The following is a 24,327-nucleotide window of genomic DNA, read 5'->3' as shown; positions in this document are numbered from 1 at the left end:
CGGCTTTTGCCCCGCAAATGTATATCTGCATACAGGGCAAAAGCCGTTTACAACTATTCTCCCGCCTCCGGTAGAGTCAGGTTCATACTTCCGGTCCGGTAGCCATCCAGATCCAGTGTCACATAAGAAAAGCCCAGACCGTGAAATGCATCCACAATCTCTTGTCTTTTGGGTCCCTCTACCAATTGCAATAACTGAGAAGGAAGTACTTCAATCCTGGCTATGGTTCCATGGATTCTGACCCGGACTTGTTTTAGCCCCATATCCAGAAGAAGCTGCTCCGCCTGGTCAATCATGGACAGCTTTTCCCTGGTAATAGTCTCACCGTAGACAAAACGGCTGGACAGACAGGCAAATGACTGTTTATCCCAGGTCAGCAGGCCCAGTTCTTTGGACAGTTCCCGGATTTCTTCCTTGGTAAGCTTTACATGGCGCAAAGGACTGCGGACATTTAACTCCGCCACTGCCTGCAAGCCGGGGCGGTAATCCCCGTTGTCATCCTCGTTGGAGCCTTCTACGATTTCACTTATGCCATGTTCAGCGGCTATGACAGCAATCTTTTCAAACAGCTCATGCTTGCATAAGTAGCAGCGGTTTTTCGGGTTGCTGCTGAAACCATCTATATCCAGCTCTTCGCTGTCCACAATAAAATGCCGAATTCCCTCTGCTTTACAGAATTCCACCGCTTCATTTAACTCTCTTTCGGGAAAGGAGCAGGAACGGGCTGTAACGGCAATCACACGGTCTCCCAGCACATCATGGGCTGTTTTCAGCAGAAATGTGGAATCAACGCCTGATGAAAAAGCAACGGCAACGCTTCCAAGCTGGGAAAGGTAGTTTTTAAGTTCTTCATTTTTTTCTTGTAAAGTCATATGCACTCCTTAAGCAGGTCTTATAACCATTTATCCTGTAACAGACCAAATATATATGTTGTACAAAAATTATAACAATATATGATTTGCGTGTCAATGGTTTTAAACCGCCTGCCAAAGCAGCCGTCAGGGAAGAACATCAGGGATCTGCCCCGCCAGGCGTTCTGACTCTTCTGAATCATCAGCCATTACACAGGTAATTAGCCTGTGAACTCCCGGTTTCAGCCGGTAGCAGATGGTGGGAATGACTGTTAAGGGCTGGAAGAGATTGGTATTAGGGAAAGCATCCACCATCTTCCCCTTTCCTCCGCTTAAACTGACTACTTTACTAATTCCCCATGGGAAGGAGGCGGAGGCTGTTTCTTCTCCCTCTTCAATACAGCTTCTGTCATATTTTGCCGACTCCACCGGAATTGCAAAGCCTCCGTCAGCCACATCAATTTCATGTTCCGTCCTGATTTCATGGATTCTCACATGCCAGGCTCCCTGAGGAATGATCCGGCTTACTGCTTCTACTCCCGGCATGAGACGGTAAGTGATTTTCACTTCGTCTTCACTCACTTCAAAGTCCCGGGCTCCATAGCGCATCTGATACCGTTCCTCACCGGCCAAAGACACTGCCAACGTGTTGTCAAAAGCCCCTTCAGACAGTCCAAAGCCTCTGGATACGCTGAATCCGAATTTATTGGAATAGACGAATTTTTCATATTTTTCCGGGCAGGCTCCATGATTTCTGCAATGCTGACCGGCCACATAGGCCAGCACATGATTGTGGCTGTCATGGGTGACCAGCATATGAGGATGGGAAAGCAGCTTTTTCTCTTCATATGGATAAGTCTCTTCCTCACTCTGCCAGAAGGGATGTTCCTGGGGGAGAGCCAGAAGAAAGAAAGACTTAAATGCCCAGTAAGGAGAGCCTGGAGCATTGTAGCGCTCGCTCATAAACAGGTTGGGATACCCGTAGCCGATGGACAGGACTCCTCCATTATCAAAAATAGGAAGCTTCATCCACTGTTCCAGATTCTTAAGAGCCAGACTCTTCATAACCCCAAATCCGGCTCCCTCCACTCCGGCAAAGCCCATGGCCCCAAAGAAAGCGCCGTGGGCAAAGCGGTATGTCAGGCTTCTTCCATAGGGAATCTCCCGCCCATCTTCTGCAAACCAGTAAATGAAATCGTGGGAAAATACACGGGAGCGCTCCTTAAACATTCTGCTTCTCTCCGGGTCCTTCTGCTCCATGAGCCGGGAGTAAATCAGACTGTAAAAATGAATGGCAAAGGGAATATAATAATCCACCTGCCCTGCATTTCCGTCATAATACCAACCGTCCCCTGTATAACAGCCTTCTATGACTGCCATATCATCCTCCAGGACCTCCTCAGACCAGGGCAGGTCCAGAAGCTGGAACATCATGTTCACCAGAATGCGGAAGAACCTCCAGTTATTAGGGTGAACTTTGTGGTCATTGATCTGATTCAGCCATTGATAGAGGTTTTCCTTCTGCTTTTTCGTAAGGGGATTCCAAAGCTTTTGAGGGGATAAGCTGATTCCTGTCACCAGAGAAGCCATTTCCACCATTTTCTGATCGTAATCCACCAGATCACCCCAGTACTCTTCATGGTCAGGATCTGTACCGTGGATCATTCCCTCCAGGTACAGATTGAGCCATTCATCCGCTTCCTGCTTAAGTTCCGCGGAAAGACTTTTATTATCCTGGGACCACAGGGGGCCAAGTCCCCACATCACCCGGGCAAAGCCCTCCATCCAGGCTGGTTTGTCGCCGTAATGGACTCCTGTATTCCCCAATTTCAGCCAGCTTTTACCTGGACTGTAGAATCCTTTCAGGGGACGGATCATATCCAGCAGGACTTCTGCCGCATCATTTCTTGTCACAATTCTGCGTTTTTTCCACTTTTCCATACAGTGATTCATCGTTTTCCTCTCACCTTTCTTTTATTTCCCGTATCTATTGTGTGGTGATTGTTTCTACCAGATCATAAACCCTTTATTTAAAAGCCGTAAGATGCCCTCTGTAAAGAAGTAGTCTCCATAAATAATCGGTACATGGGTTTCCCCTTCTTTTCCGTATGCCACAGTTCCGTTCTGCAGAATTCCATCTTCTTCCGGATTCCAGTTACAATGGTTTTCCGCCAGGGCCATCAGCATCTTCACTCCGCTGTCATAGTACAGGGGCTTTTCAAAATCCGGGACCATTTCTGAAATCTGAAGCAGGCCGCAAGCCGCACACGCTCCTGCAGTGGTGTCCCAGCTGACCGGCTCCTCAGGTGCCCTGAAATCCGTAAGGGGCACATATCCGGTAAGAGCTATATTGGACAGGAAATAATGGGCGGTCCGTTTGGCAGCATCCAGATATTCCTGCTGCCCCGTATGCATAAACGCCAGTGCAAAGCCGTAAATGGCCCACGCCTGGCCTCTGGACCAGGATGATCCGGGCCCGTACCCCTGCCCTCCCGGGCATTCCAGCATCTCTCCGGTGGCGGGGTCAAAAATGGCGATGTGGTTGCAGGAGCCGTCTTCTCTTTGCAGAACCCTGATAGCAGTATGGGCATGACGGTCAGCAATATCTGCATACCTGGGGTCATTTAACTCATTTCCCGCCCAGTACAGCAGGGGAATGTTCATCAGACTATCCACAATCATCCAGCCGGACCGATCTAAATTCCAGGCGCGAAGGTATTCTCCCGTCACATTGAACCTTCCTGCCAGAAGATTGGCGGCATGAAGCCCCGTAACTTTTGCCTTCTCCTTTCCGGTCAGCCGGTAATCTGCCACTGCCGTATGGAGAAACTGAAAGCCTACGTCGTGATGAAGCCCTACGTATCTTTCCATGGCCTTGGAAAGAGCAGCCTCCGAATATTCCGCTGTCTTTTTATAAGCTTCATTTCCCGTACTTTGATACATCTGCCACAGCATACCGGCCCAGAATCCATTGGTCCACCAGGAATCGTTTACCTCCCGCATATCCTTCCGGTAACGTCCGTTTTCAGGGATATAAGGAATGCTCTCCCCCACTCTGGCGCATTCTGCCTGGAGCTTTTGATCCAGTTTTTCGTAAATATCCTGCAATTTCTCCTTCATTGTTCTCTCCTTTTTATTTATTCTTTTACTGCTCCCACCATGGTTCCCTTTGTAAAGTGTCTCTGCAAAAATGGATATACACACAGAATGGGCAGAGTGGCAACGATAATAGTGGCATATTTGATGGTCATTCCAATGGCTTCCGTATCCATAGCCCCCGCACCTGCTGTCATGGAGCTGACATCATTCTGCATCAGGATTTCCCGGAGGATGACCTGGAGCGGATACATTTCTCTGGTGCGGATGATAGCAGACGCCCAGAACCAGGAGTTCCAGATGCTGACACCGTAATACAGAACCATAACCGCCAAAATGGCCTTGGACAGCGGAATCACAACCTGAAGCAGAATAGTTAAATGCTCTGCCCCGTCAATCTGAGCCGCCTCAATGAGACTTTCCGGTATGCTCTCAAAAGAAGTCCTTAAAATAATCAGATTATAGGTGCTGATCATAAAGGGAATTATCAGTCCCCACAGGGTATTAGTCAAGTGCAGATCCTTTAAGTTCAAATAAAACGGAATCATGCCCCCTGAGAAAAACATGGTGAATACAATGAGCATCATAATAGGTCTTTTAAACATCACCCTTTTTCTGGACAGGAAATAAGCGCCCAGAGATGTCATCACCAGATCCAGAAACACGCCGATAACCAGAATGAATAAGGTATTTAAATAGCCTTTTCCGATCATGGGATTTTGAAATACCTTTTTATATGCTTCAAAGCTTAAGCCTATGGGCTTTAACAGAAGGCCCGTATGCTGTGTCAGAAGGTTGCTGTTGCTGATGGAAGCCACTGCCACATACCACACCGGGTAGAGACACATGATGATGATTCCCGTCAGAAATATATAATTAAACAGGGAGAAAACCTGCTCTCCTTTTGATCGTTTCACTTTCATTCTTAAGTCCTCCTTACCATAAGCTGGTCTCGCTGTAACGTTTGGACAGCTTGTTTGTAAGCAGCAAAAGTCCGAAGTTAATCACCGAATTAAATAAACCGATTGCCGTGGAATAACTCCAGTCCTGCTCTAAAAGGCCGATCCGGTAAATATAAGATGAAATAATATCGGCTGTTTCATAGGTGGACGGATTGTATAACAAAATAGTTTTTTCGTACCCCATATTCATCAGAGAGCCCATCTTTAAGATGAACATGATGATAATAGTGGGTGCAATACCCGGTAGGGTCACATGAACTAACTGCTTCCATTTTCCTGCTCCGTCAATCTGGGCGGCTTCATAAAGCTGGCTGTCTACGCCTGCAAGAGCGGACAGATAGATGATGGAGCCCCAGCCCACCTCCTGCCAGATTCCGGATATAACGTAAATGGAGCGATACAGCTTGGGATTTTGCAAAAGCGGAGACCTCTGGCCGCCGAATATTTCCACTATGTCGTTAAACAGTCCTGTGGTCATGCTGAAATCCGTCAGCATTCCTGTCACTACGATGAGAGAAATAAAGTGGGGCAGATATGTAATGGTCTGGGTCACGGTTTTAAATCTTCTGTTTCTCACCTCATTTAACAGCAGGGCAAGGATGATGGGAGCTGGAAATCCCACCGCCAGATTGTAAAGACTCAACAAAATGGTATTCTTAATCAGTCTGATAAAATAGACACTCTTAAAAAACCTGGTAAAGTTATCAAATCCCACCCAGGGGCTTCCGGCAATTCCCAAAGCCGGACTGTATTCCTTAAAGGCGATGATTGCCCCATACATGGGCTTATAATGAAATAAAATATAAAATGCCAGAACAGGAAGTATGATTAAATACAACGAGCGGTTCCTGGCCCAGTCCTTTTTTATGCGGTAGCTTAGCTTCATGCCGGTCTGCTCCTTTTCTCTTTCTTCTTTCATCATAAAGGACTGTTGCTTCCAACAGTCCTTTATGGCTTTGCTTTTATCTTGAATTGTAGCGTTCAAAAGCCGCATTTTGAATTTCCAGTGCACGGGCCAAGCCCATGTTTTCGATATTCTTGACATAGGTATCAAAGTTATCCAGACTCTCTGTGCCGAACATGAATTTCAGAGTCATTTCATCACGGTAGGTGTTGATTTCATTCATGATGGTGGAAAATTCCTTGCTCTCCTCTGAGGTAGGTGTAATCGGAGGAATGATGTGGGCACTTCCATTGGACTGACCCCATACAGTAGGAGTTTCTCTCTGCTCATCCAGAGTATAATACTGCTCCAGATAACGCACATCCTGTACAAATGGTCCGTTGTAGTTGCCGCGGATGTAGGCGGACATGGCCTGGGATACGGGAAGTCCGTCAGGATTCTTCATAACCTGGTCGGTATAGGTCGGATAACCGTTGACCAGGGTGTAGGATTCCCCTTCAATACCAAAGTTAAAATACATATGTCCTTCTTCGCCGTAAGCATAATCCATCAGTCTTGCCGCACGCTCTACATCCTCGCAGGAGGAGGTAATCGCCACACTGGCTCTTCCTGAATAGGGAACCTCGATCTGTCCAAACTCTGCCTTTTCTCCTTTTACCAGAGTTGGAGGCGGAGCTGCCACCAGCTTAAAGGAAGGGTTTGTCGACCGGGCTGCTTCCGTCCAGGTTCCCATACGGCTTCCTGCCTGGCCCATAGAGGCTCCGGAAAGACCATTGGTCATCTTGGCACTTACCTGGTCGCCTTTTAAGGTGGCAAGGTCTTTGTCAATCAGCCCTTCGCTGTACCACTGATTCATGGTTGTCAGAAACTGTCTGTAGCCTTCTTCTACTGCTCCGAAATGAATCGTTTTGTCACTTCCCACATAGAAAGAGCGGTTTGTTCCGTAAGCATAAGCAAATGGATCACTGGTTAAGTAAGGTGTATTGGTATACTCAAAGGTATATGGAGCTTCGGCTCCATTTTTCTCCTTAAATGCCGTAAGTACGGTATGCCATTCATCCATGGTGGTGGGAACCTCCAGGCCCAGCTCATCCAGCCAGTCCTGACGAAGCATCAGTCCAATGGTATTGAGCAGCATTTCATCTCCTCTGACAAATGGGAATGCATAATAATTACCGTCATCGGTTTTGATCATGCCGTCTATGACCGGATTTGCTTCCAGATAAGCCTTTAAATTGGGGCAATACTTGTCAATGATATCATTTAAGGGAACAATCACTCCATCCTTGATGGCCTTTTCCGGTCCGCCGGGATAATCCGTTACCCAGTTGTATTCCATTAAATCCGGCAGGTTTCCATCTGCCATAATCAAGCTGAACTGTTCCTTTAACTGGCCTGACGGCGGATGCAAAAATTCGATGTCCGCTCCTGTCCGATCCATCCAGCCCTTTCCAAAAGGCGTATCTCCTAAATTTGCATAGTTTGCAGAAACTGTGCTGGTCAGTTCGCACCAGTATTGAAGCTGATCTCCCTTATCCATTGGATAAGAAAAGCTTACTGCCTCTGCCCCCGTCTCTCCTGCCGCCGCAGTAGTCTCTGCCGCAGGTGTTGTCTCGGGTGCCTGCTTTGCCGTACTGCAGCCCGCCAGTGTTCCGGCTGCCATTGCGGCTGTCAGCAGCAATGATAATCCTCTTTTCTTCATTGCCTCCCTGTCTCCTTTCGATCATACAGTTATTTTGGGCCGGGGAATTTACGCCCCAGCTTTTGTGCCCCTATCATAGCATTGGACAATGCCAGGAAGATATAGAAAAAATGCAAACTCCATTGGCAAAATCTCCAATTTCCATTTGCATTTTTTCAAGTCAATGCGTTATTTCTCAAATTTTCTTCTTTAACTGCCCCGGTGTAATGCCGTATTTCTTCTTAAAAGCCCGGATAAAGGTGCCACTGTCCCGGAAACCTGTCTGCTCTGCCGCTTCCACCACACTTTTTCCTTCTTCCAGCAATCCTTTGGCATGTTCCAGCCTCATGGTATTGATATAATCCAAAAGACTTTTTCCAGTCTGCTTCTTATAAATCGAAGAAAGGTAATTAGGGGTCATGTCAAAATGCTGGCTGGTCAGGGAAATGTTCAAATCCGGGTCCATATAATTTTCCAAAATATATTTTTGGACCTTTTTGCTCAAGGTTCTGTCCTGGCTGGTTTCCTTTTCCAGAAGCAGAATTTTTTCACATATTTTCTCCAGGAGACTTTCAAACTGGCATTTCACCTCTTCTACAGGCTGCCGCACCTTGGATTGGTCCGGAAACTCCAATTCTCCTGCCGCCTCCCGGTAGCCTCCTGAGTTGGCACCCTTTAAAAGGGTTCCGATCATGTCATAAATCAGGCACCGGTAAATATTGGCCGACACATGGCCGGTTAAATTCCGGTCAAATACCTGGCGCATGGTCTGCCCGGCCTGCCGGCTGTCTCCTACCTTCATGGCATTGATGATCTTTTCTTCCATTTCCGTCGGATAATCGTATTCAGGCTGAATATTTTTCACTTCATCATAAAGGATAAGGGTGGTATCCAACAGGTTTAAGTACTCCTCCATATCCCTGGCCTGAAGATAGGATAAATGGATTCCCTCCAGCCCCTTGGAAATGGAACCGGCAAAAATCCTCACTGTAAATCCAAAGGATTCCTCTGCCATCTGCTGGAGATTTTCTGCCATTTCCTTCACCGTCTGAATGTGCCGGATTTCCTCAGTAGGAAGGTTGATGATTGCCGCCGTCCGTTCACCGATTTCCACCATTTCCACGCCAAAATGGTTTAAGCACATTTCTTCAAACACGTTGGTAACAACAAATTTTTGCAGGGCATTTTCTTTTGCATCATCTTTTTTCATCTCAGGCTCAAACAGCATGACCATGTTGTATTCCATGTGCAGATGGATTCCGTAGGGCTCCATAGGTCTGCCGTTGTAATAATCCTGAAGAAGCTGGATTAAATAATAATTCTTAAGATTCTTCCTGTTTTCAGCCAGAAGCCGCTCTGAGTTCACCTGCTCCTGGAAAAACTGGTTGATCTGGCGGTTCAGCCATTGGTATTCGTTCTCATTTTCATCCATTTCCCTGCTGCCATGATTTTTTACGGTTTCCAGAAGCATTTTCACCGGATTATAGTTCTTTTTGGTCAGATAACCGGAAATGGCAAATCCTGAAATAATACAGAGAAACAGACCAGCCATCGCTATGTTTTGAATCGCCCTGGCCTCTTTCTCAATCAGAGCCACGGGAGCTGCTGCCACGTATTTCCAGGCAGTCTTATCCGAATCCAGGACAGAGATCATATAGGGCTTTCCCTTGCTGTCCTTTTCAATCCTGCTGCCTTCCGGCAGACTGTCATAAGTCAGTCCATGGCTGCGGGCGTTCTCTCCTCCGGCAGAAATAATATCATTGTGCTCATTGATTACCAGAATATCAATCCCGCCATCCCAGCGCATGGATTCCAGCCTTTGGAGGATCGTATCATAGTCCACCGCAATTCCCACAGTAGCAGACTTTCTTCCTACGGCGTAGTCCAGCACCGTCATGGTGAAAATCAACCGTTCTCCTCCAGCCTTTTGGTAAAAGGAAATCATGTCATTATAATGAGGAAGTGCCATGTATTCCCTGAATACATCAAAGGGAAGCTTCTTGCTGTCATAGTAAAGATCATAATACATATTTGAAGACATATTTCCATTGATGCAGGTGACTCTTTGGGTATTGTTGAAATAAATGAATACATCTTCAATAAATTCCTCCGACATGGCAATGGACTGTAAATCATTGAACAGGTAATATAAGGTCATCTGGTCTTCATTGCCAAAGCTTCCCTTTACCTTGCTTGCTAACTGCACTCCCGTATCCATAGCCATCCTTGCTGAAATCTTCTGTATGTTATCAATTTCTTTGTCCAAGTCCCTTTGGATCATGGTCAAAAGATTGGTGTTCATCTTCTCTTCCTGACGGCGCACTGAACGGAATGAATAACCGTAAATAACAGTTCCTAAAAGAATGGGAACCAGAAAAATCACCAGATATGATAAAAACAAGTGGAGATACACCTTTGAACGTTGCTTCACGATTTTCCTTCCCTTTCCTTTTGTTTAATTTCCTGATGTATTTTGATGGATTAAATATCCTGCTGCTCAGGATAACTACCTATGAAATATCGGTTTTTTACATTAAAACTTTACAAAAAACCGGGATGTTTTAGGAATTATGTACAAATTGCTAATGGTTTGAGGGTTTTGCCTATTGGTTTTTTCTCCTGACTGCCTTAAGCTAAGACCATATGAACCAACAGCATAAGCAAAATTTTAGACGAGGTGAACATTCCATGACAAGCAATCCGAAATGCTCTGCCTTCTTCTTGTCCTGTCCGGACAAGAACCAGATTCTCAAGCAGGCAAAAGCAGCTCTTGACGCACCCATACCCCATATCACCGATGCAATCTGTCCTCAAAGCCCCGGCTCTGTCCACGACTACTGTTCCAACGGGGACTACTGGTGGCCTGACCCGGCATCCCCGGACGGTCTTCCCTATATCCGCCGGGATGGAGAGTCCAACCCGGACAACTTCCATGAACACCGACGGCTGCTGCGCCGCATGGGTGATCTGGTTGTATCTCTTTCCTCCGCCTACTCCCTGACAAAGGAAGAGCGGTTCGCCCGGCAGGCAGTTACGGTGCTGAAGGAATTCTTTCTGGATGAGGACACGAAAATGAACCCTCATCTTTCTTATGCCCAATCCATTCCAGGGATATGTACCGGGCGGGGAATCGGTATTATTGACACCATTCATCTGGCGGATATTCCCTATGCCTTTCAGGCTTTGTGTAAAAGTCCGTCTGTTACGGAAGAAATCCGGCATGGGATAAAGGACTGGTTTTCACAGTATCTGGGATGGATGCTCACAAGCGAAAACGGAATCGAAGAAATGAATACCAGCAATAATCACAGCGTCTGTTTCTTTATGCAAGCCGCTGTATTTTCCCTATTTACGGGTAATGAATTGCTGGCCGGTCTTTGCCGCAGACATTATAAGGAGGTGCTGTTAAAGCAGATGGAAGTCAATGGGGCATTTCCGCGGGAACTGGACCGAACCAAGCCATATAATTATTCCATATTTATTGTAGATAATTTAGCCGCCATTTGTCAGGCCTTGTCCACGCCTGAGGACAATCTGTGGGAATATGAGGACTCTGACGGGAGAAGCATGAAAAAGGCGGTATCTTTCCTGCTTCCTTATTTGCTGGATAAATCCCTCTGGCCCTATCCTCCGGACGTCATGCATTTTGATGCATTTCCGGCCCGGGCCTCTTTTATGATGTTTGCCGGATACAGGCTGGGCATTCCCCAACTGGTTAAGCTGTATGAGAAGCTTCCATTTGAATCGGATAATGAGGAAGCCAGGAGAAATGCGGCTATCAGGCAGCCGTTTTTGTGGATGTAAATAAAATTTTAATCGGGTGTAATGTGAATCATCATAACTGCAAACGGGTGCTGTCCCACAATCCTTGACAGCACCCGTTTTAGTATTCTCTTATACTCTTAATTTCAAACATATCATCAAACCTGGCTTCGTGTTAAGTTTGATTATTATTTGATTTTCCCATTTATAATTGCATTTGCCTTTTCATAGTCTATCTTTTTAACGTATATAATATATTCGTATGCCAGCTGTAAGTTCTCTCCAAATGTCCCGGTTCTGGCTCTGGAACCCGCACTAAAGGGGGACGGGCTTCTTCTATTAATTACTTTGTATGAATAGGGGATCTTATATCGTGCCATCAGGTCCCGTACCTCAGCCTGTCTTTTCATATCAAATGTACTAGTCAATTGCTTACGGTTAAATATCGTAATCATTCTTGAGCCGCCTCCTTATTCTTTTTAATATCATAATACATGAAAAGCCGGCAGCTATCAATAAACAATCTTAATAAATTACCCTCTGTTATCTTCTGAATTCAAGCAGTATAACCTTGATGTCTAAAAACATACAAGGCATTGCGGAAGGAATAATCTGTACTTTCTCTATTTGTTGCCACAAACTAATCTTCCGTTTATAATACGAATAAGAGCAAGTAAAATCAAGCAATCATCTCTCTATTTCTTTATAATAAATATAGGGTGGTCGAAATGAGGTAAACAGGCGCATGTATGAGTGGCAAAAGCAAATTCAAATAATTGTTGATGAAATTGACAAGTGTATTAAAAATTATAAAGGCGAAGACTTGACACTACGCGTTCTTTCTCACAGTCTGGGTTATTCCGAGTTTTATACAACCAGAAAGTTCAAAGAAATATCGGGTATGCAATTCAGGGATTATCTTCGGCATAGAAAATTAGCCTTTGCACTAAAGGAAATTCGGGATAGTGAAAAAAGCCTTTTAGATATTGCTTTTGATTATGGCTTTTCATCACACGAAGCTTTTACCAGAGCTTTCAAGAGAACATATGGTATAACTCCAAGTGAATATCGAAAAAATTCTAAACCTGTCGTTCTTCGTACAAAAATAAACCCTTTTGACCGCTACTTTTTAGGATTAGGAGAGATTGGAATGATGAAATCCGTGGATGATATTAAAATTTATTTTGTAACCATTCCCAAACACAAATTTTTGCATATTAAAAATTATGAGAGTAATGGGTATTGGGACTTTTGGGAAAAACAAAGTCTTATTCCAGGGCAGGATTGCGAAACAATTTCCGGACTGCTTGATAGTATTAAAGGCAAATTGGATGATAATGGCGGGAGTGAATGTAACAGCGGCGGCGGTCAGATTATGGCGTACATTAACGACCCAAACGGAAGGCTCTGCGATTGGGGTATTCCGCGTACAGAGTGTTATGGTGTACGGCTTCCTTTTGATTATAAGGGTGAGATACCACCACAAATGCTCATGATTGATGTTCCCGAAGACGAGTATATTGTTTTTGAACATGGAGCATTCAATTATGAGCAGGAAAATCGCAGTGTGGAAGAAAAAATTGAGAAGGCAATGGCAGCTTTTGATTTTGCAGGCACTGGTTACTGCTTTGATACCTCCCCCGGTAGAATCATTTACTTTTATCATGATCCGGAACGGTTTTTCAAGTATATCAGGCCAGTACGGAAGTAAATAAAATTAAACACTATGATATAATTGTGCATCTGTATTTGCCGGACTATCATTAATAACCACCGGATGAATTGGATAGCAAAACAAATTTTCTTTAGTTACCGGGATGTTGGCATTGGCATATCCGACCTGGGGCAGAATCAGTCAGCCACTGTTATTTTCTGACTTCTCGTAATATAATGATATTGTAAATAGCATGAAAATATTGATAATGAACTCATCGAAATCAAAGGGAGCAGGAAGATGCGTAAATCTAAAACAGGAAAAATTATAGGGTTTGCAATTGCATTACTGTTGGTGTGTGGCATTTTTTCAATTCCGCTGGTAAATAACTACAGTGCAGTCAAGGTAAGTAAAGAATTGCGTGAATTACCTTTGCCAGAGGGAACAGAATTGATAGAATCTGTTTCAAAGGCAGGCAAGCTTGTTGGAAACGGAAATGGGATGCAGTTTTGGGGAGCAATGTTAATTAAAAGCACATTATCCATTGAGGAACTTGATAACTATTATGCAGATTATCGAAAAAATGATTGGGACTGTATTGTTGAAAAGCAGGAAGGAAAGGCCATTGATGTGATTGAACATGGAACTCTTGAATTTTCGGAAGAAATCCAAGACAGTGGCTATTATATTGTCTATTCATGGGGAAGCGGTATCAAGTTATTTGAGGAATTGGATATTCGGGGGCATTGATATAGTTTAAATATAGAAATGATTAGGGGGCGCTTTATGATTACTTATTTTGCGATATTTCTGCAATTATAGAAATCTTCAAATATATTGTTTACTTTATGGCCTTCCTGTGCTACATCAAATATTTAAAGAAATAGCATATTTCAAACAGAGGAACTTTGCTGCCCATGATTATTGTACCAGCTTAAGGTTCAGTCTGAGCCGGTTTCTTCTGGTGTAAATATGACACCCGCTTTTCTTTATGGTTTAGCTTTCTGAATTCGTTTCATTTTGTTTCATTGTGATATTGCGCCTTCTCAACACTCGTGATATGATGAAAATATCATAGACACTAATAATCTTTTAAAGGGGATGCCATGCAAATAATATACAAAAAGTCTGCCTCAAAATTCTTGAAATCAACCGATAAGGTTACTGCGACAAAAATACTGTACAGCTATTAAACGGTTTAACCAAAATCCCTCCAGAAGGGGACATTAAGGTTCTGTAGGGAAGAATCGATGAATATAGACTGAGGTAGGAAAATATCACATCATTTATGGATATGAAAATAATAATATTAGACATTGGCTCACGCGGCGACATATATAAATAGGAGGAATAGGATATGAGCGAACAAATCACTAAAACACTTGAATTATTAGAAATGCTTCCCGAAGCAGACCAGCTTTTTGCATATGAATTTGTTAAAAAACTCGTATTGGCATTGGACCCTGATTATACAAAGTTAACAGCTGCAGAGAAAACAGCATTAGAAAATGCATTAAATTATAATAGCAGCATCACCCATGAGGAATTAATGAAAGAGCTTTGATCAACTTCCAATAACCAACCCCTGTAGTCCATATTCCTTAATTAATTCGAACTTAGCTTTATAGCTTCTCACATCCTCAAACCACACCTCATGCTGAACTCCGTACTGCCAGTAGCGAAAGTACGGACTCATGGCCACTTCATCAAACTGAATCTCCGCTCCATGGTCAATGGCAAGACGGACAGCCTCCAAATTGCTGATAGTCTGGGCCACTGTGGTTCCTCTTTCATAAGGCAGGGGTCAGTCATAGCCGTAGTTGGGAATTTCACTGAGAGCATACTCCAACCCTTCTGACCGTGTTGATGGGGCTACGGCCATGGGAGAGTCGTATGTATATGGGCCAATAAGCTATAGGCATTCTCACAGTAAGCCTGGAACCGTAGAGGGCTCTTTATTATCTTATTTAAATTGTGCAAATGCAACACTTTATAGCACAAAATATAGCAACTTTACTATTTACTCGAGAACATACGTTCTGTATAATATCATCATAGGAATATACAAACATATTATTATTAAGTTCATAATAATATAATAAAAAATATAAAATCAAACAAAAAAGCATTGCGCATATTATATAAATTGACAATAGTTTTTTGTGCAATATGCCGTATAATATAATTATTTATTATATATTATTTTAATACGCATATTGAAAAAATTTCACTCTTAATTTATTGAATATCGTTCTATTATATGAAAAGACATTATCACTTATCAATTCTATAAATAGTAAAAATCTAATTAAACTTTTTTGATGACTTTCTATTTTAAAATCTAATGAAAGGTGGTGTTTTTATGTATAAAGTCATGGATGTGGCACGATACATTATTAATTACTCTTATGAAATAGGAAGGCCTGTTAGTAATTTAAAGTTACAAAAAATATTATATTTTATACAATCAGACTTTCTTGCTAATACAGGTCTTCCATGCTTTTATGAAGAGATTGAAGCTTGGGACTTTGGCCCTGTAGTTCCAGAAGTGTACTATACATACAAAAAATATGGTAGTTCTATTATAACTAAGATAGAGAACTACATAGATTTTTCTAAAGGATCATGGAATGCAAACAAATTTAATTTCACTAAAAACAATATATCATCTGAAGCTGATCGAATTCGAATAGAGAGAATGGTAGAACTTTGTTCAAACTATACCGCATCTCAATTGGTCGAAATTACTCATAATCAATTACCTTGGAAGAAAGCTCGCCAATCACTTTACAATAAAATTATAAGTAAAGAATCAATTGCACGATATTTTACAGAGGGATAGATATGACAAATGATACTCTCACATCTGTATTAGATAAACAAGACAAAATTAAAATACAAGATCCCAGGCCTATAGATCCTGAATTTGATATTTCAACGATGTCTGCAGAAATAATTAAAATTTGCAAAAACTTATCTGAAGAAAATGATAGTTTTGATAAAGTCCAGACCACTATATTAATTGAAAATTATATACTTTGTTACAAAAGATTTTTATATAACGTTATCAGTCATCATATATTTAGTGGCAATGACCCTGGTACTATTCACTCCAATATTGAATCTTTACTCTCATATGTAACCAGTAACGACTATAAAACAGCTTTTAATAGTCGCAATAAAAGCAGTAATCAAACTGACGAACTATACTGCATCAAAAAATCAGTAATAAAATTATTAGATCACGCAAATCTGGCAGAAATTCAATATGTAAATTTGAAACAATCCGATAATGATTATAAAGATAAATTTAATCTAAATATCATACCTGTAAAAAATGATATTGAAAAACAACTTTCTGGGTTCACTAGAGATATGACTTCGCAATTAATATCACTAATTGGTATCTTCACTGCTATGTCTTTCTTAGTATTTGGAGGAATTAACTCACTAGATAATATATTTAAAAGTGCTGACAATATCCCTATACTCAAATTAATGATTGTGGGTTGTATATGGGGGATTTGTATATTAAATTTAATTTTTGTATTCATGTTCTTTATTTCTAAAATGACTCAGCTTAATATAAAATCAGCACCTGAAGGAAACCTAATTCAAAAATATCCGTTAGTTTGGTGGAGTAATTTAATTATCTGCACCATTTTACTCTTAACCATATGGCTATTTTACATTGATTATTACAATATAGGCTCCTGGTTTTTAAGTCTAAACAAAGATAATACCTATACCAGCACTTTAGGGTTCATTATCATTATACTTTTCTTTGTTATTAGTAGCCGCTTTATATTAAAAAAATATAGTGAAATTCCAGGCTCTGTTAAACCAACTACTAATGAAAATCAGCCAATAGTAGACGATTTTCAAGATGCAATACAACCTATCATAATTGGCGATTCACCTCTGATCACCCAATCTTCTAATATAAATCATGAACTTGCAGCGACGTCTACTAATAAAAAAGCGAAACAGCGAAACGGAAAAGTATCTCATAATAAAAATAAGAAGAAAAAGTGATACAATTAACTCTAGGTTTCATATAAGAGTTGTGCTATAGAGGCATAAAAATGTGAAAGTAATAATTGGTGGAACCTACTGCAATTGGATACCGCCTTATTATTTTCCCCCGCCAGTATAAGATATGAAATCTCAGCCCAGTCTAACATCAGTATCCTTCGTCGCAAACGGGTGCAGTCCCTCAACTCTTGACAGCACCCGTTTTAGTATTCTCAAATCCGCTCAATTTCAAACATATCATCCAACAGCAGCCAGTTGCTGCGGAAAAACTGCATCAACTGCCAATAACCGGCCCCCGTCAGTCCATATTCCTTAATTAAATCGAACTTAGCTTTATAGCTTCTCACATCCTCAAACCATACCTCATGCTCAACTCCGTACTGCCAGTAGTGAAAGTACGGACTCATAGCCACTTCATCAAACTGAATCTCCGCTCCATGGTCAATGGCAAGACGGACAGCTTCCAAATTGCTGACAGTCTGGGCCACTGTGGTTCCTCTTTCATAAGGCAGGGGCCAGTCATAGCCGTAGTTGGGAATTCCAAGGCTGATTTTCTCTCTGGGGATTTCAGTCAGGGCATATTCTACCACCCTTCTGACCATATTAATAGGAGCTACGGCCATGGGTGGGCCGTAAGTATACCCCCATTCATAAGTCATCAACAACACCCGGTTGGCTGCCGCTCCCAGCAATCCATAGTCAACTCCCTCATACAAAAGCCCCGTCTGTGTAGCCGAGGTCTTGGGAGCCAGGGCCACTGATACCTGATAACCAAACTGGTTCATCACTTCAGTGGTCCGCCTCACAAATTCAACATAAGCCAGCCTGTCTTCTGCCATAATATATTCAAAATCAATATCCAGCCCCCCATATCCTTTCTCCGCCATTTCAAGGCCCAGGTTCCAGATAAGCCGCTGCTGGACTTCCATGTTATGGACTGCCGTTGTAACCAGGTTGTTATTAAAATGCCCATCAGGCCCTAAAGGCGTCAGCGTCAAAATGGGCCTGACTCCAAACTCCAGGGTCCGCTGTATCATCCATTCCGGCGGGCTTTCCGGAGGGACCAGCTCTCCCTCCTGGGTAAACCCGTAGGAAAAAACATAAAGCCCCGTCAGAAATGGCAGGGTGTTGTTGAGATTTTCTGAAGTTATAAAGGGATAAGCGTAGCCAAACACATAAAGAGGCGTTCTGTCTTCTGCAAAAGTCCCATCATCAATATAGAGAGCCTGACCAACTGCCAGGCGGTACGGAGGTGCAATTTGATTATCAAATACCAGCGTTCCCACAGGAATTCCCTGAGACCGGGCAATGGAATCCACATCATCCCCCTGCTTTACCACATAAATTTTCATAGCAGTATCCTTTTTCCGGAATTGGTAAAACATATGTGGAAAAAACATGAAATATTCAAGTACCTTTTTGTTTCTTCAGAAAAAAGTAATATGCTTTTTGACCGTCTTCGTTGTATAATGTTGAAAAAGGAGGTTTTGGTATGCAGAATATTTTAGTATGTGATGATGACAAACAAATTGTAGAAGCCATTGATATATATTTGACTGGAGAAGGTTTTCATGTGATCAAGGCTTATGACGGCTTTGAGGCCCTGGAGCTTTTGGAAGACAATGAAGTGGACTTAATGATCCTGGATGTGATGATGCCTGGCCTTGACGGCATCCGCACCACCTTAAAAGTGAGGGAAACCAGCAGTATTCCCATCATCATCCTTTCCGCAAAATCTGAGGATACGGATAAGATTCTGGGATTAAACATCGGGGCGGACGACTACATTACCAAGCCCTTTAACCCTTTGGAACTGGTAGCCAGAGTAAAATCCCAGCTTCGCCGCTATACCCAGCTTGGCAATATGAACCAGCAGCCTTCCGGGCAGGTCTACAAATGCGGCGGCCTGGCTATTAACGACGACAACAAAGAGGTTTTTGTGGATGGAGAGCTGATCAAGCTGACCCCCATTGAATACAACATCCTTCTGCTTCTGGTGAAAAATGCCGGAAAGGTATTTTCCATTGATGAAATATATGAACAGATCTGGAATGAGGAAGCCATTGGAGCGGACAATACTGTGGCCGTTCACATCCGCCACATCAGGGAAAAAATTGAGATCAATCCCAGAGAGCCCCGCTATTTAAAAGTGGTATGGGGAGTTGGTTATAAGATCGAAAAACAATAGGAGTGCCCATGAAAAAGAAAAAAGAAGCTGCGGTTTTCCTGCATGTGCTTTTCTCCCTTTTTATTGTCATCGGTGTCACCATCATGTACAACAATGTACATTACGGAGAAGGCATCCGCTGGATCACCCAGGAGACCTATGAAGACACCCCAGCCTTCACCCGGCAGTTTAAATCTGACATCGATGAAATTTTCAACTATGTAAAATATAAGGAAGTGTTTGAAACCGACGGAAAACTGGATTACACAAAGCCAATCGTCCAGGTCACGGAAGGCCCCGGAATGGTCAAGCAGTATACGGTGGATGAAATGATCCGCCGTGCCAAGTCCCTTGGCCTTTATCTCAATGAGCAGTTTAAGGTGAGCGGCAGCCGCCCTGCCTCCGAAGAGGGAAACTTAGACGTAAGGGTGGATTACAGGGCCTATGAACCTGATTTTCAGGCCGCAGAGCCGGGAGATTCCTTTCTTTCCTTAGACCAGCTTTCCTATGAGGTCCTTTCCCACCTAGGCAATTACTATTCCTTTTACTACCGGTTTATCCAGAATCCCAGTAACTTAAAATTTGAAGTCCGCTATGAGAACACGAACCAGGATTTTAAGCTCTACAGCAATGTGTCCGGGAAAACTTTAGGGGATTTCAAGGCCATGGGAAAATATATTTACGTCACCGGGGAAGCCCTTTACGTGGACTCTAACCTGACCATTGTCCCTAAAAATATTTCTTCCCAGCTGGAAAACAGAAACCCCTATAACAACAGCAACTACCACATGACCGCCGCAGTGGATACTTCTTATCCTTACACAGATGCTTATACCAAGGCTGCTGCCGATTATGAGCATATGCGCCTGCTGTTCATCATCGGAATCATAAGCCTGTGCCTGGGAATATTAGGCTGTATGGCCACTTTATACAGTTTGGTGGGTTTGACCATCCAACAGGTCCGCAGCCAGGGTCCGGGCCAGCTTGGCGCCATGGACCGGCTCCCTGGAGAAAGCTTTCTCCTTCTTCTCCTGGCGGCCGCCGCTCTTGCCGTATTTATTTCCCGGTTTCTGGCCTATAAAATCATCCACCTGTTTCTCTCTGATGAACAGTGGCATTACGGAGAGCTGGTGCTGCAGGTCTTGATTTATTACACATCGGGCCTGATTGGGGCTTTGAGCCTTTTAAAGAGATATCACGCCGAAACCCTTTGGAGCGGCAGCCTGACCTTCAGAATCCTTAAAAATATGTCCCTCTATGTGAAGGACCGGCGCTTTACCGCCCGGATCATGCTTTTTTACAGTCTGTTTATGGTCTTTAATACGGTTATGGTCCTGGCCTTTTCTTCCCTTTTATTTACCTATGACAATCTGCCCTCCCGAATCCTCATGGGTGCCATAGCCCTGGTTTTTCTTTCCCTTAATTTTCTGATTTTCCACCAGATGTATAAAAACGCCTGGGAAACAGACCAGATCAACGAAGCCCTGATAAACATTTCCCAGGGCCAGACTGCTTATAAAATCGATACGGAAAAATTTAACGGAAAAGAACGGGAGCTGGCGGAAAATATCAACCACATCAGTTCCGGACTGGAAACAGCCCTTCAGGAAAAGGTACGGAGTGAGCGGTTAAAGGCGGATCTTATCACCAATGTATCCCATGATATTAAAACCCCTCTCACCTCCATCATCAACTATGTGGACCTTATCAAGAGGGAACAGATTCAGGAGCCCAGAATTCAGGGATATTTAGAGGTTCTGGAGCAGAAGGCACAAAGGTTAAAGACTCTGACCGAAGACCTGGTAGAAGCCTCCAAAGCCAGCTCCGGCAACTTAAAGCTGGAAATGACTAGCATTGACTTTGTGGAGCTGATCCATCAGACCAACGGGGAATTTGAAGAAAAATTCGCCCTCCGGCATTTGGATCTGGTATTCTCCCTTCCCGATGAGTCCATGCTGATTGAAGCTGACGGAAGATATTTATGGAGAGTCCTTGAAAACCTCTATAACAATGCCTCCAAATACGCTATGGAACGAAGCCGGATATATGTGGATATGAAAAAAGAAGAAGACATGGCAGTTTTTACCATGAAGAATATTTCTGAAAATCCATTAAACATCCAGGCGGACGAACTGACTGAGCGTTTCGTCCGCGGTGATGTTGCCCGGACCACAGAAGGAAGCGGCCTGGGAATTTCCATTGCAAAGAGCCTGACAGAGCTTCAGGGCGGAACCTTTAAGCTTTATATTGACGGGGATTTATTTAAGGCAGAGGTGGCATTTCCTATTAAGAAATGAGCCGTATCCTCTCCCATTTTCCCGTAAGATACCTGAAAAATGAAATGAGATAATTAGCCAGCCAGCCGATGGGAACTGCAAACCATACAGCCTGGACTCCGATGACAGGGGCAAACACCGCCGCAAAGGACACGCGGATAGCCAGGTTCACCAGATTGGCCACCGTAAATACGGCAACATCTCCGGCTCCCCTTAAAAGTCCGTCGGTAACCGACTTAAGCCCTATGAGAGCATAGAAAAATGAAATGAACCGGATATAGTCCATTCCCGTTCCAAAGGAGGCATCTCCGCTGCCTTCCTTTAAAAAACTGCGGACCAGAACATCTCCCCAGAGAATCATCAGCAGACAAATCACCACTGCAAAAACGCCTATCATGGCATAGCAGTACCGGTAACCCTTTCTCACCCGGTCCGTTTTCCCTGCTCCCATATTCTGGGCCGTATAGGTGGACATGGCGCTTCCCAGGGCCAGCATAGGCACAATACAGGTGGATTCAATGCGGGTACCTGCTGCAAATCCTGCCATGACCGCAGAGCCGAACACATTGACCACCGACTGAACCAGAAGCATTCCCACATGGACGATGGACTGCTGCAGGGTGGAGGGGATAGCCACCCGCATCATTTGAAGAGTGGTACTCCAGTCATAAAGCCGGAAGGGTTCTGCCGCCTTATAGGATTTTAAGCGTTTTCTTAAAACCGAAAAAGACAGCACAGCGGACATCCCCTGGGCAATGAGAGTTGCAATGGCGACCCCGGGAACGCCCATGGAAAAACGGATTACAAAAACCAGGTCCAAAACCACGTTTAAGGCCGAGGAAAAAATCAGCAGATACAAAGGTGTCCTGGAATCTCCCATTGACTGAAAAACCGATGCCTGCACGTTGTAGAGGAATAAAAAAGGCAGGCCCACAAAGTAAATGCCCAGATACATGGCCGCATCATAAAAGACATTTTCAGGAGTGTTCATCCACCTTAAAATATGAGTATTAAAAAGAAGCCCAAGACCGCCCAGCACCACTCCCACAACCAGAAAGTTGATGAGAGTGGTGGATATGGCGGTCTTCATATTTCCAATCTTCCCTGCCCCCAAAAACTGGGAGACAACCACAGCGCTCCCGATGCCTCCTCCTACTGCAATGGCAATAAAAACATTGGTGATGGAAAAAGAGGCTCCTACAGAAGCCAATGCCTCCTCGCCTACAAAACGTCCCACCACCACTGAGTCTATAATATTATAAAATTGCTGGAACAGATTCCCAAGGATCATGGGAAGGGCGAAGAGGAGAAGGGCCCTTCCCGGAGGATCTGTTATCATATTGATTGTTTTTTTCTGCATTTTCATACCCATTATTCTTAACCGTTCTTATCCGAATATACGCCAGCCGCAGATAAAATTGTTTCTCCACCAGGAGCTGAGAGAACGCTCCACCACCCGCCCGTGGCTGGAGGATGCGTCGATAACGGTTCCCCCTCCTGATACAATTCCCACATGGCCGCTGACCACAATGATATCGCCTGCTTTTAAGCTGCCAAAGCTGGTGATTTTCGTGTATTTTCCAACATTTCTCCAGCCGGAGGAGGTTACATAGCTCTGTCTCACTCCTGCCTGATTTAAAGCCCAGTACACAAAACCGGAGCAGTCAAAGGAGCTTGGCCCCTTGGCTCCCCATACATAGGGCCGCCCCAGCTTAGTCCTGGCTATGGATAAGAGACCGCTGACCCCGGAGCCGCCTTTAACGGTTCCGCCTTTTTCTGAGCCGCCTGAAGAGCCGGAGGAACCTGCAGACTTAACGCCGCTTCCCGTAAGTTTGCCCATGGTCTGCTGGCCCACAGAACCGTCTGCCTGAAGTCCGTTTGCAGCCTGGAAATTCTTTACGGCTTTTTCCGTCACTTCTCCGTAATAGCCCGTCACATTGGCGGAAGCCAGATATCCGTATTTATTTAAAAGCTGCTGAATTCTGGTAACAGCATCTCCCTGCTCTCCCAAAGACATGCCGTTTGGCTGGGCCTGGGCGCTGGTTAAGGTAATTCTGGTGGAAGGCCCCAGATAGCCATCTACCACCAGGTCATTTCGGGACTGGAACTGCTTGACCGCTATTACCGTATCAGCTCCGTATGCACCGTCCGGCTCTGTAGTCAGATACCCCAGCTCCTTAAGGCGTTTCTGGGAGGATAAGACCACCTCACTCTTCTCCCCGTAGGCCAGGAAGTTGGGCTTTATTTCATCGCTGTAAAGCAGGTTTGTGGTCTGACGTCCCACCTTGCCGTCTATTGTAAGGCCGTTGATCTCCTGAAGCTTTTTAACAGCTCCTTCGGTTTCATCTCCAAAGCTTCCGTTTACCTGACCGGAGGCGGCCAGATATCCCAGCTCATAAAGGCGGGTCTGGATTCTTAAAATATCATCACCTTCCACGCCCTTTGATACGGCGTAGTATTTGGCAGAAGGGGACATAATGGCGCTTAAGGTCTCAGGCCCGACGATTCCATCCTGAGCCAGGCTGTTCTGGCGCTGGAAGGTCCGTATGGATGCCTCCGTCACATTTCCAAAGTAATGGGTCGGTTCATCATTGTCCATAAAACCCAGAGTCATCAAGCGCTCCTGAAGGCTCGCCACAATGGGGTGTTCTACTCCGTTTCTCAGATACTCAGGAATGGGATTTTCCTTTAAATCCGGGACGTCTTCTATTTCCGGCAGCAGCCCTCCGCTCTGATCCAGGATGCGGATCGGCTGTTCTTTTTTTTCTTCTGTTATGGTAACAATGGAAGGCGTGGCTTCCTGGCCGGAAACTGCCGCTTGATCCGTCTTTTCACAGCCGGATAACAGTGTCATGGCCGCTGCCGCCATCAGGGCGGAGTGGGCAAAACGCCTTTTCCATAATATATTAATATCCATTGAACTGATTCCTTTCCTATGT

19 protein-coding genes and 1 pseudogene are annotated in these 24,327 nt (G+C 44.1%); 8 read left to right on the top strand and 12 right to left on the bottom strand.

The window, feature by feature from the left end; genetic code table 11:
- Nucleotides 1–53: 53 nt before the first annotated feature.
- From larE to V7M78_RS04670, 7 genes are all read right to left on the bottom strand, one after another.
- On the bottom strand, nucleotides 54–872 hold the full coding sequence (gene larE / locus V7M78_RS04700; RefSeq protein WP_333646927.1) for an ATP-dependent sacrificial sulfur transferase LarE: 819 nt from the start codon (nucleotides 870–872) through the stop codon (nucleotides 54–56).
- A 126-nt stretch (nucleotides 873–998) separates the two neighbouring features.
- The gene (locus V7M78_RS04695) at nucleotides 999–2,804 is read right to left on the bottom strand and encodes a DUF2264 domain-containing protein (protein WP_333646925.1); all 1,806 of its coding nucleotides are present in this window, start codon (nucleotides 2,802–2,804) and stop codon (nucleotides 999–1,001) included.
- A gap of 54 nt (nucleotides 2,805–2,858) precedes the next feature.
- On the bottom strand, nucleotides 2,859–3,971 hold the full coding sequence (locus tag V7M78_RS04690) for a glycoside hydrolase family 88 protein (RefSeq protein ID WP_333646923.1): 1,113 nt from the start codon (nucleotides 3,969–3,971) through the stop codon (nucleotides 2,859–2,861).
- A gap of 17 nt (nucleotides 3,972–3,988) precedes the next feature.
- Complete coding sequence (locus V7M78_RS04685) at nucleotides 3,989–4,870, bottom strand: carbohydrate ABC transporter permease (protein WP_333646921.1); 882 nt, start codon at nucleotides 4,868–4,870, stop codon at nucleotides 3,989–3,991.
- Between the two features lie 13 nt (nucleotides 4,871–4,883).
- Complete coding sequence (locus tag V7M78_RS04680; RefSeq protein WP_333646918.1) at nucleotides 4,884–5,831, bottom strand: ABC transporter permease; 948 nt, start codon at nucleotides 5,829–5,831, stop codon at nucleotides 4,884–4,886.
- Nucleotides 5,832–5,871: 40 nt separating this feature from the next.
- Nucleotides 5,872–7,515: an extracellular solute-binding protein gene (locus V7M78_RS04675; RefSeq protein WP_333646916.1), complete on the bottom strand. Its 1,644-nt coding sequence runs from the start codon at nucleotides 7,513–7,515 to the stop codon at nucleotides 5,872–5,874.
- A gap of 175 nt (nucleotides 7,516–7,690) precedes the next feature.
- A complete protein-coding gene (locus V7M78_RS04670; protein WP_333646914.1) occupies nucleotides 7,691–9,925 on the bottom strand; it encodes a helix-turn-helix domain-containing protein in 2,235 nt (744 codons plus the stop codon).
- A gap of 257 nt (nucleotides 9,926–10,182) precedes the next feature.
- Between V7M78_RS04670 and V7M78_RS04665 the strand changes: the two genes are divergently transcribed.
- Nucleotides 10,183–11,298 (top strand): alginate lyase family protein, encoded by a 1,116-nt coding sequence (locus tag V7M78_RS04665; protein WP_333646912.1) that lies wholly within the window; start codon nucleotides 10,183–10,185, stop codon nucleotides 11,296–11,298.
- A 146-nt stretch (nucleotides 11,299–11,444) separates the two neighbouring features.
- Here the strand turns inward: V7M78_RS04665 and V7M78_RS04660 are convergent, their stop codons facing one another.
- Nucleotides 11,445–11,711, bottom strand: a complete 267-nt coding sequence (locus tag V7M78_RS04660; RefSeq protein WP_333646910.1) for a hypothetical protein — start codon at nucleotides 11,709–11,711, stop codon at nucleotides 11,445–11,447.
- A 290-nt stretch (nucleotides 11,712–12,001) separates the two neighbouring features.
- Here V7M78_RS04660 and V7M78_RS04655 point away from each other — a divergent pair, with 290 nt between their 5' ends.
- The 3 genes from V7M78_RS04655 (at nucleotide 12,002) to V7M78_RS04645 (ending at nucleotide 14,474) form a co-directional block, all read left to right on the top strand.
- Nucleotides 12,002–12,967: a helix-turn-helix transcriptional regulator gene (locus V7M78_RS04655; RefSeq protein ID WP_333646908.1), complete on the top strand. Its 966-nt coding sequence runs from the start codon at nucleotides 12,002–12,004 to the stop codon at nucleotides 12,965–12,967.
- A gap of 243 nt (nucleotides 12,968–13,210) precedes the next feature.
- Nucleotides 13,211–13,660 carry a hypothetical protein gene (locus V7M78_RS04650; RefSeq protein ID WP_333646906.1) on the top strand — a complete coding sequence of 150 codons (450 nt, stop codon included), beginning with the start codon at nucleotides 13,211–13,213 and terminating at the stop codon, nucleotides 13,658–13,660.
- A gap of 607 nt (nucleotides 13,661–14,267) precedes the next feature.
- The gene (locus V7M78_RS04645; RefSeq protein WP_333646903.1) at nucleotides 14,268–14,474 is read left to right on the top strand and encodes a hypothetical protein; all 207 of its coding nucleotides are present in this window, start codon (nucleotides 14,268–14,270) and stop codon (nucleotides 14,472–14,474) included.
- Here the strand turns inward: V7M78_RS04645 and V7M78_RS04640 are convergent.
- A pseudogene (locus V7M78_RS04640) lies at nucleotides 14,443–14,810 on the bottom strand (glycoside hydrolase); the annotation flags it as partial. The gene V7M78_RS04645 and the pseudogene V7M78_RS04640 overlap by 32 nt on opposite strands.
- Before the next feature lie 462 nt (nucleotides 14,811–15,272).
- On the opposite strand from V7M78_RS04640, the gene V7M78_RS04635 reads away from it, so the two are divergent.
- Entirely contained in the window at nucleotides 15,273–15,752 is a 480-nt protein-coding gene (locus V7M78_RS04635) for a Panacea domain-containing protein (protein ID WP_333646901.1), read from the top strand.
- 2 nt (nucleotides 15,753–15,754) lie between these two features.
- Complete coding sequence (locus V7M78_RS04630) at nucleotides 15,755–16,945, top strand: hypothetical protein (RefSeq protein ID WP_333646899.1); 1,191 nt, start codon at nucleotides 15,755–15,757, stop codon at nucleotides 16,943–16,945.
- Between the two features lie 212 nt (nucleotides 16,946–17,157).
- On the opposite strand, the gene V7M78_RS04625 is transcribed toward V7M78_RS04630, so the two are convergent.
- On the bottom strand, nucleotides 17,158–18,297 hold the full coding sequence (locus V7M78_RS04625; protein ID WP_333646897.1) for a glycosyl hydrolase family 18 protein: 1,140 nt from the start codon (nucleotides 18,295–18,297) through the stop codon (nucleotides 17,158–17,160).
- Between the two features lie 140 nt (nucleotides 18,298–18,437).
- Between V7M78_RS04625 and V7M78_RS04620 the strand changes: the two genes are divergently transcribed.
- Complete coding sequence (locus tag V7M78_RS04620; RefSeq protein ID WP_333646895.1) at nucleotides 18,438–19,133, top strand: response regulator transcription factor; 696 nt, start codon at nucleotides 18,438–18,440, stop codon at nucleotides 19,131–19,133.
- 8 nt (nucleotides 19,134–19,141) lie between these two features.
- The gene (locus V7M78_RS04615) at nucleotides 19,142–21,409 is read left to right on the top strand and encodes a sensor histidine kinase (protein ID WP_333646893.1); all 2,268 of its coding nucleotides are present in this window, start codon (nucleotides 19,142–19,144) and stop codon (nucleotides 21,407–21,409) included.
- Here the strand turns inward: V7M78_RS04615 and V7M78_RS04610 are convergent.
- Nucleotides 21,399–22,760 carry an MATE family efflux transporter gene (locus V7M78_RS04610; RefSeq protein WP_333646891.1) on the bottom strand — a complete coding sequence of 454 codons (1,362 nt, stop codon included), beginning with the start codon at nucleotides 22,758–22,760 and terminating at the stop codon, nucleotides 21,399–21,401. The genes V7M78_RS04615 and V7M78_RS04610 overlap by 11 nt on opposite strands.
- A gap of 15 nt (nucleotides 22,761–22,775) precedes the next feature.
- Nucleotides 22,776–24,299 (bottom strand): peptidoglycan-binding protein, encoded by a 1,524-nt coding sequence (locus V7M78_RS04605; RefSeq protein WP_442914626.1) that lies wholly within the window; start codon nucleotides 24,297–24,299, stop codon nucleotides 22,776–22,778.
- Nucleotides 24,300–24,327: the final 28 nt, after the last annotated feature.

Source organism: Lacrimispora sp. (genome assembly GCF_036758025.1).
Taxonomy (GTDB): domain Bacteria; phylum Bacillota; class Clostridia; order Lachnospirales; family Lachnospiraceae; genus Lacrimispora.
The sequence above is the reverse complement of the archived record's forward strand: the minus strand, read 5'-3'. Positions and strand labels throughout refer to the sequence as shown.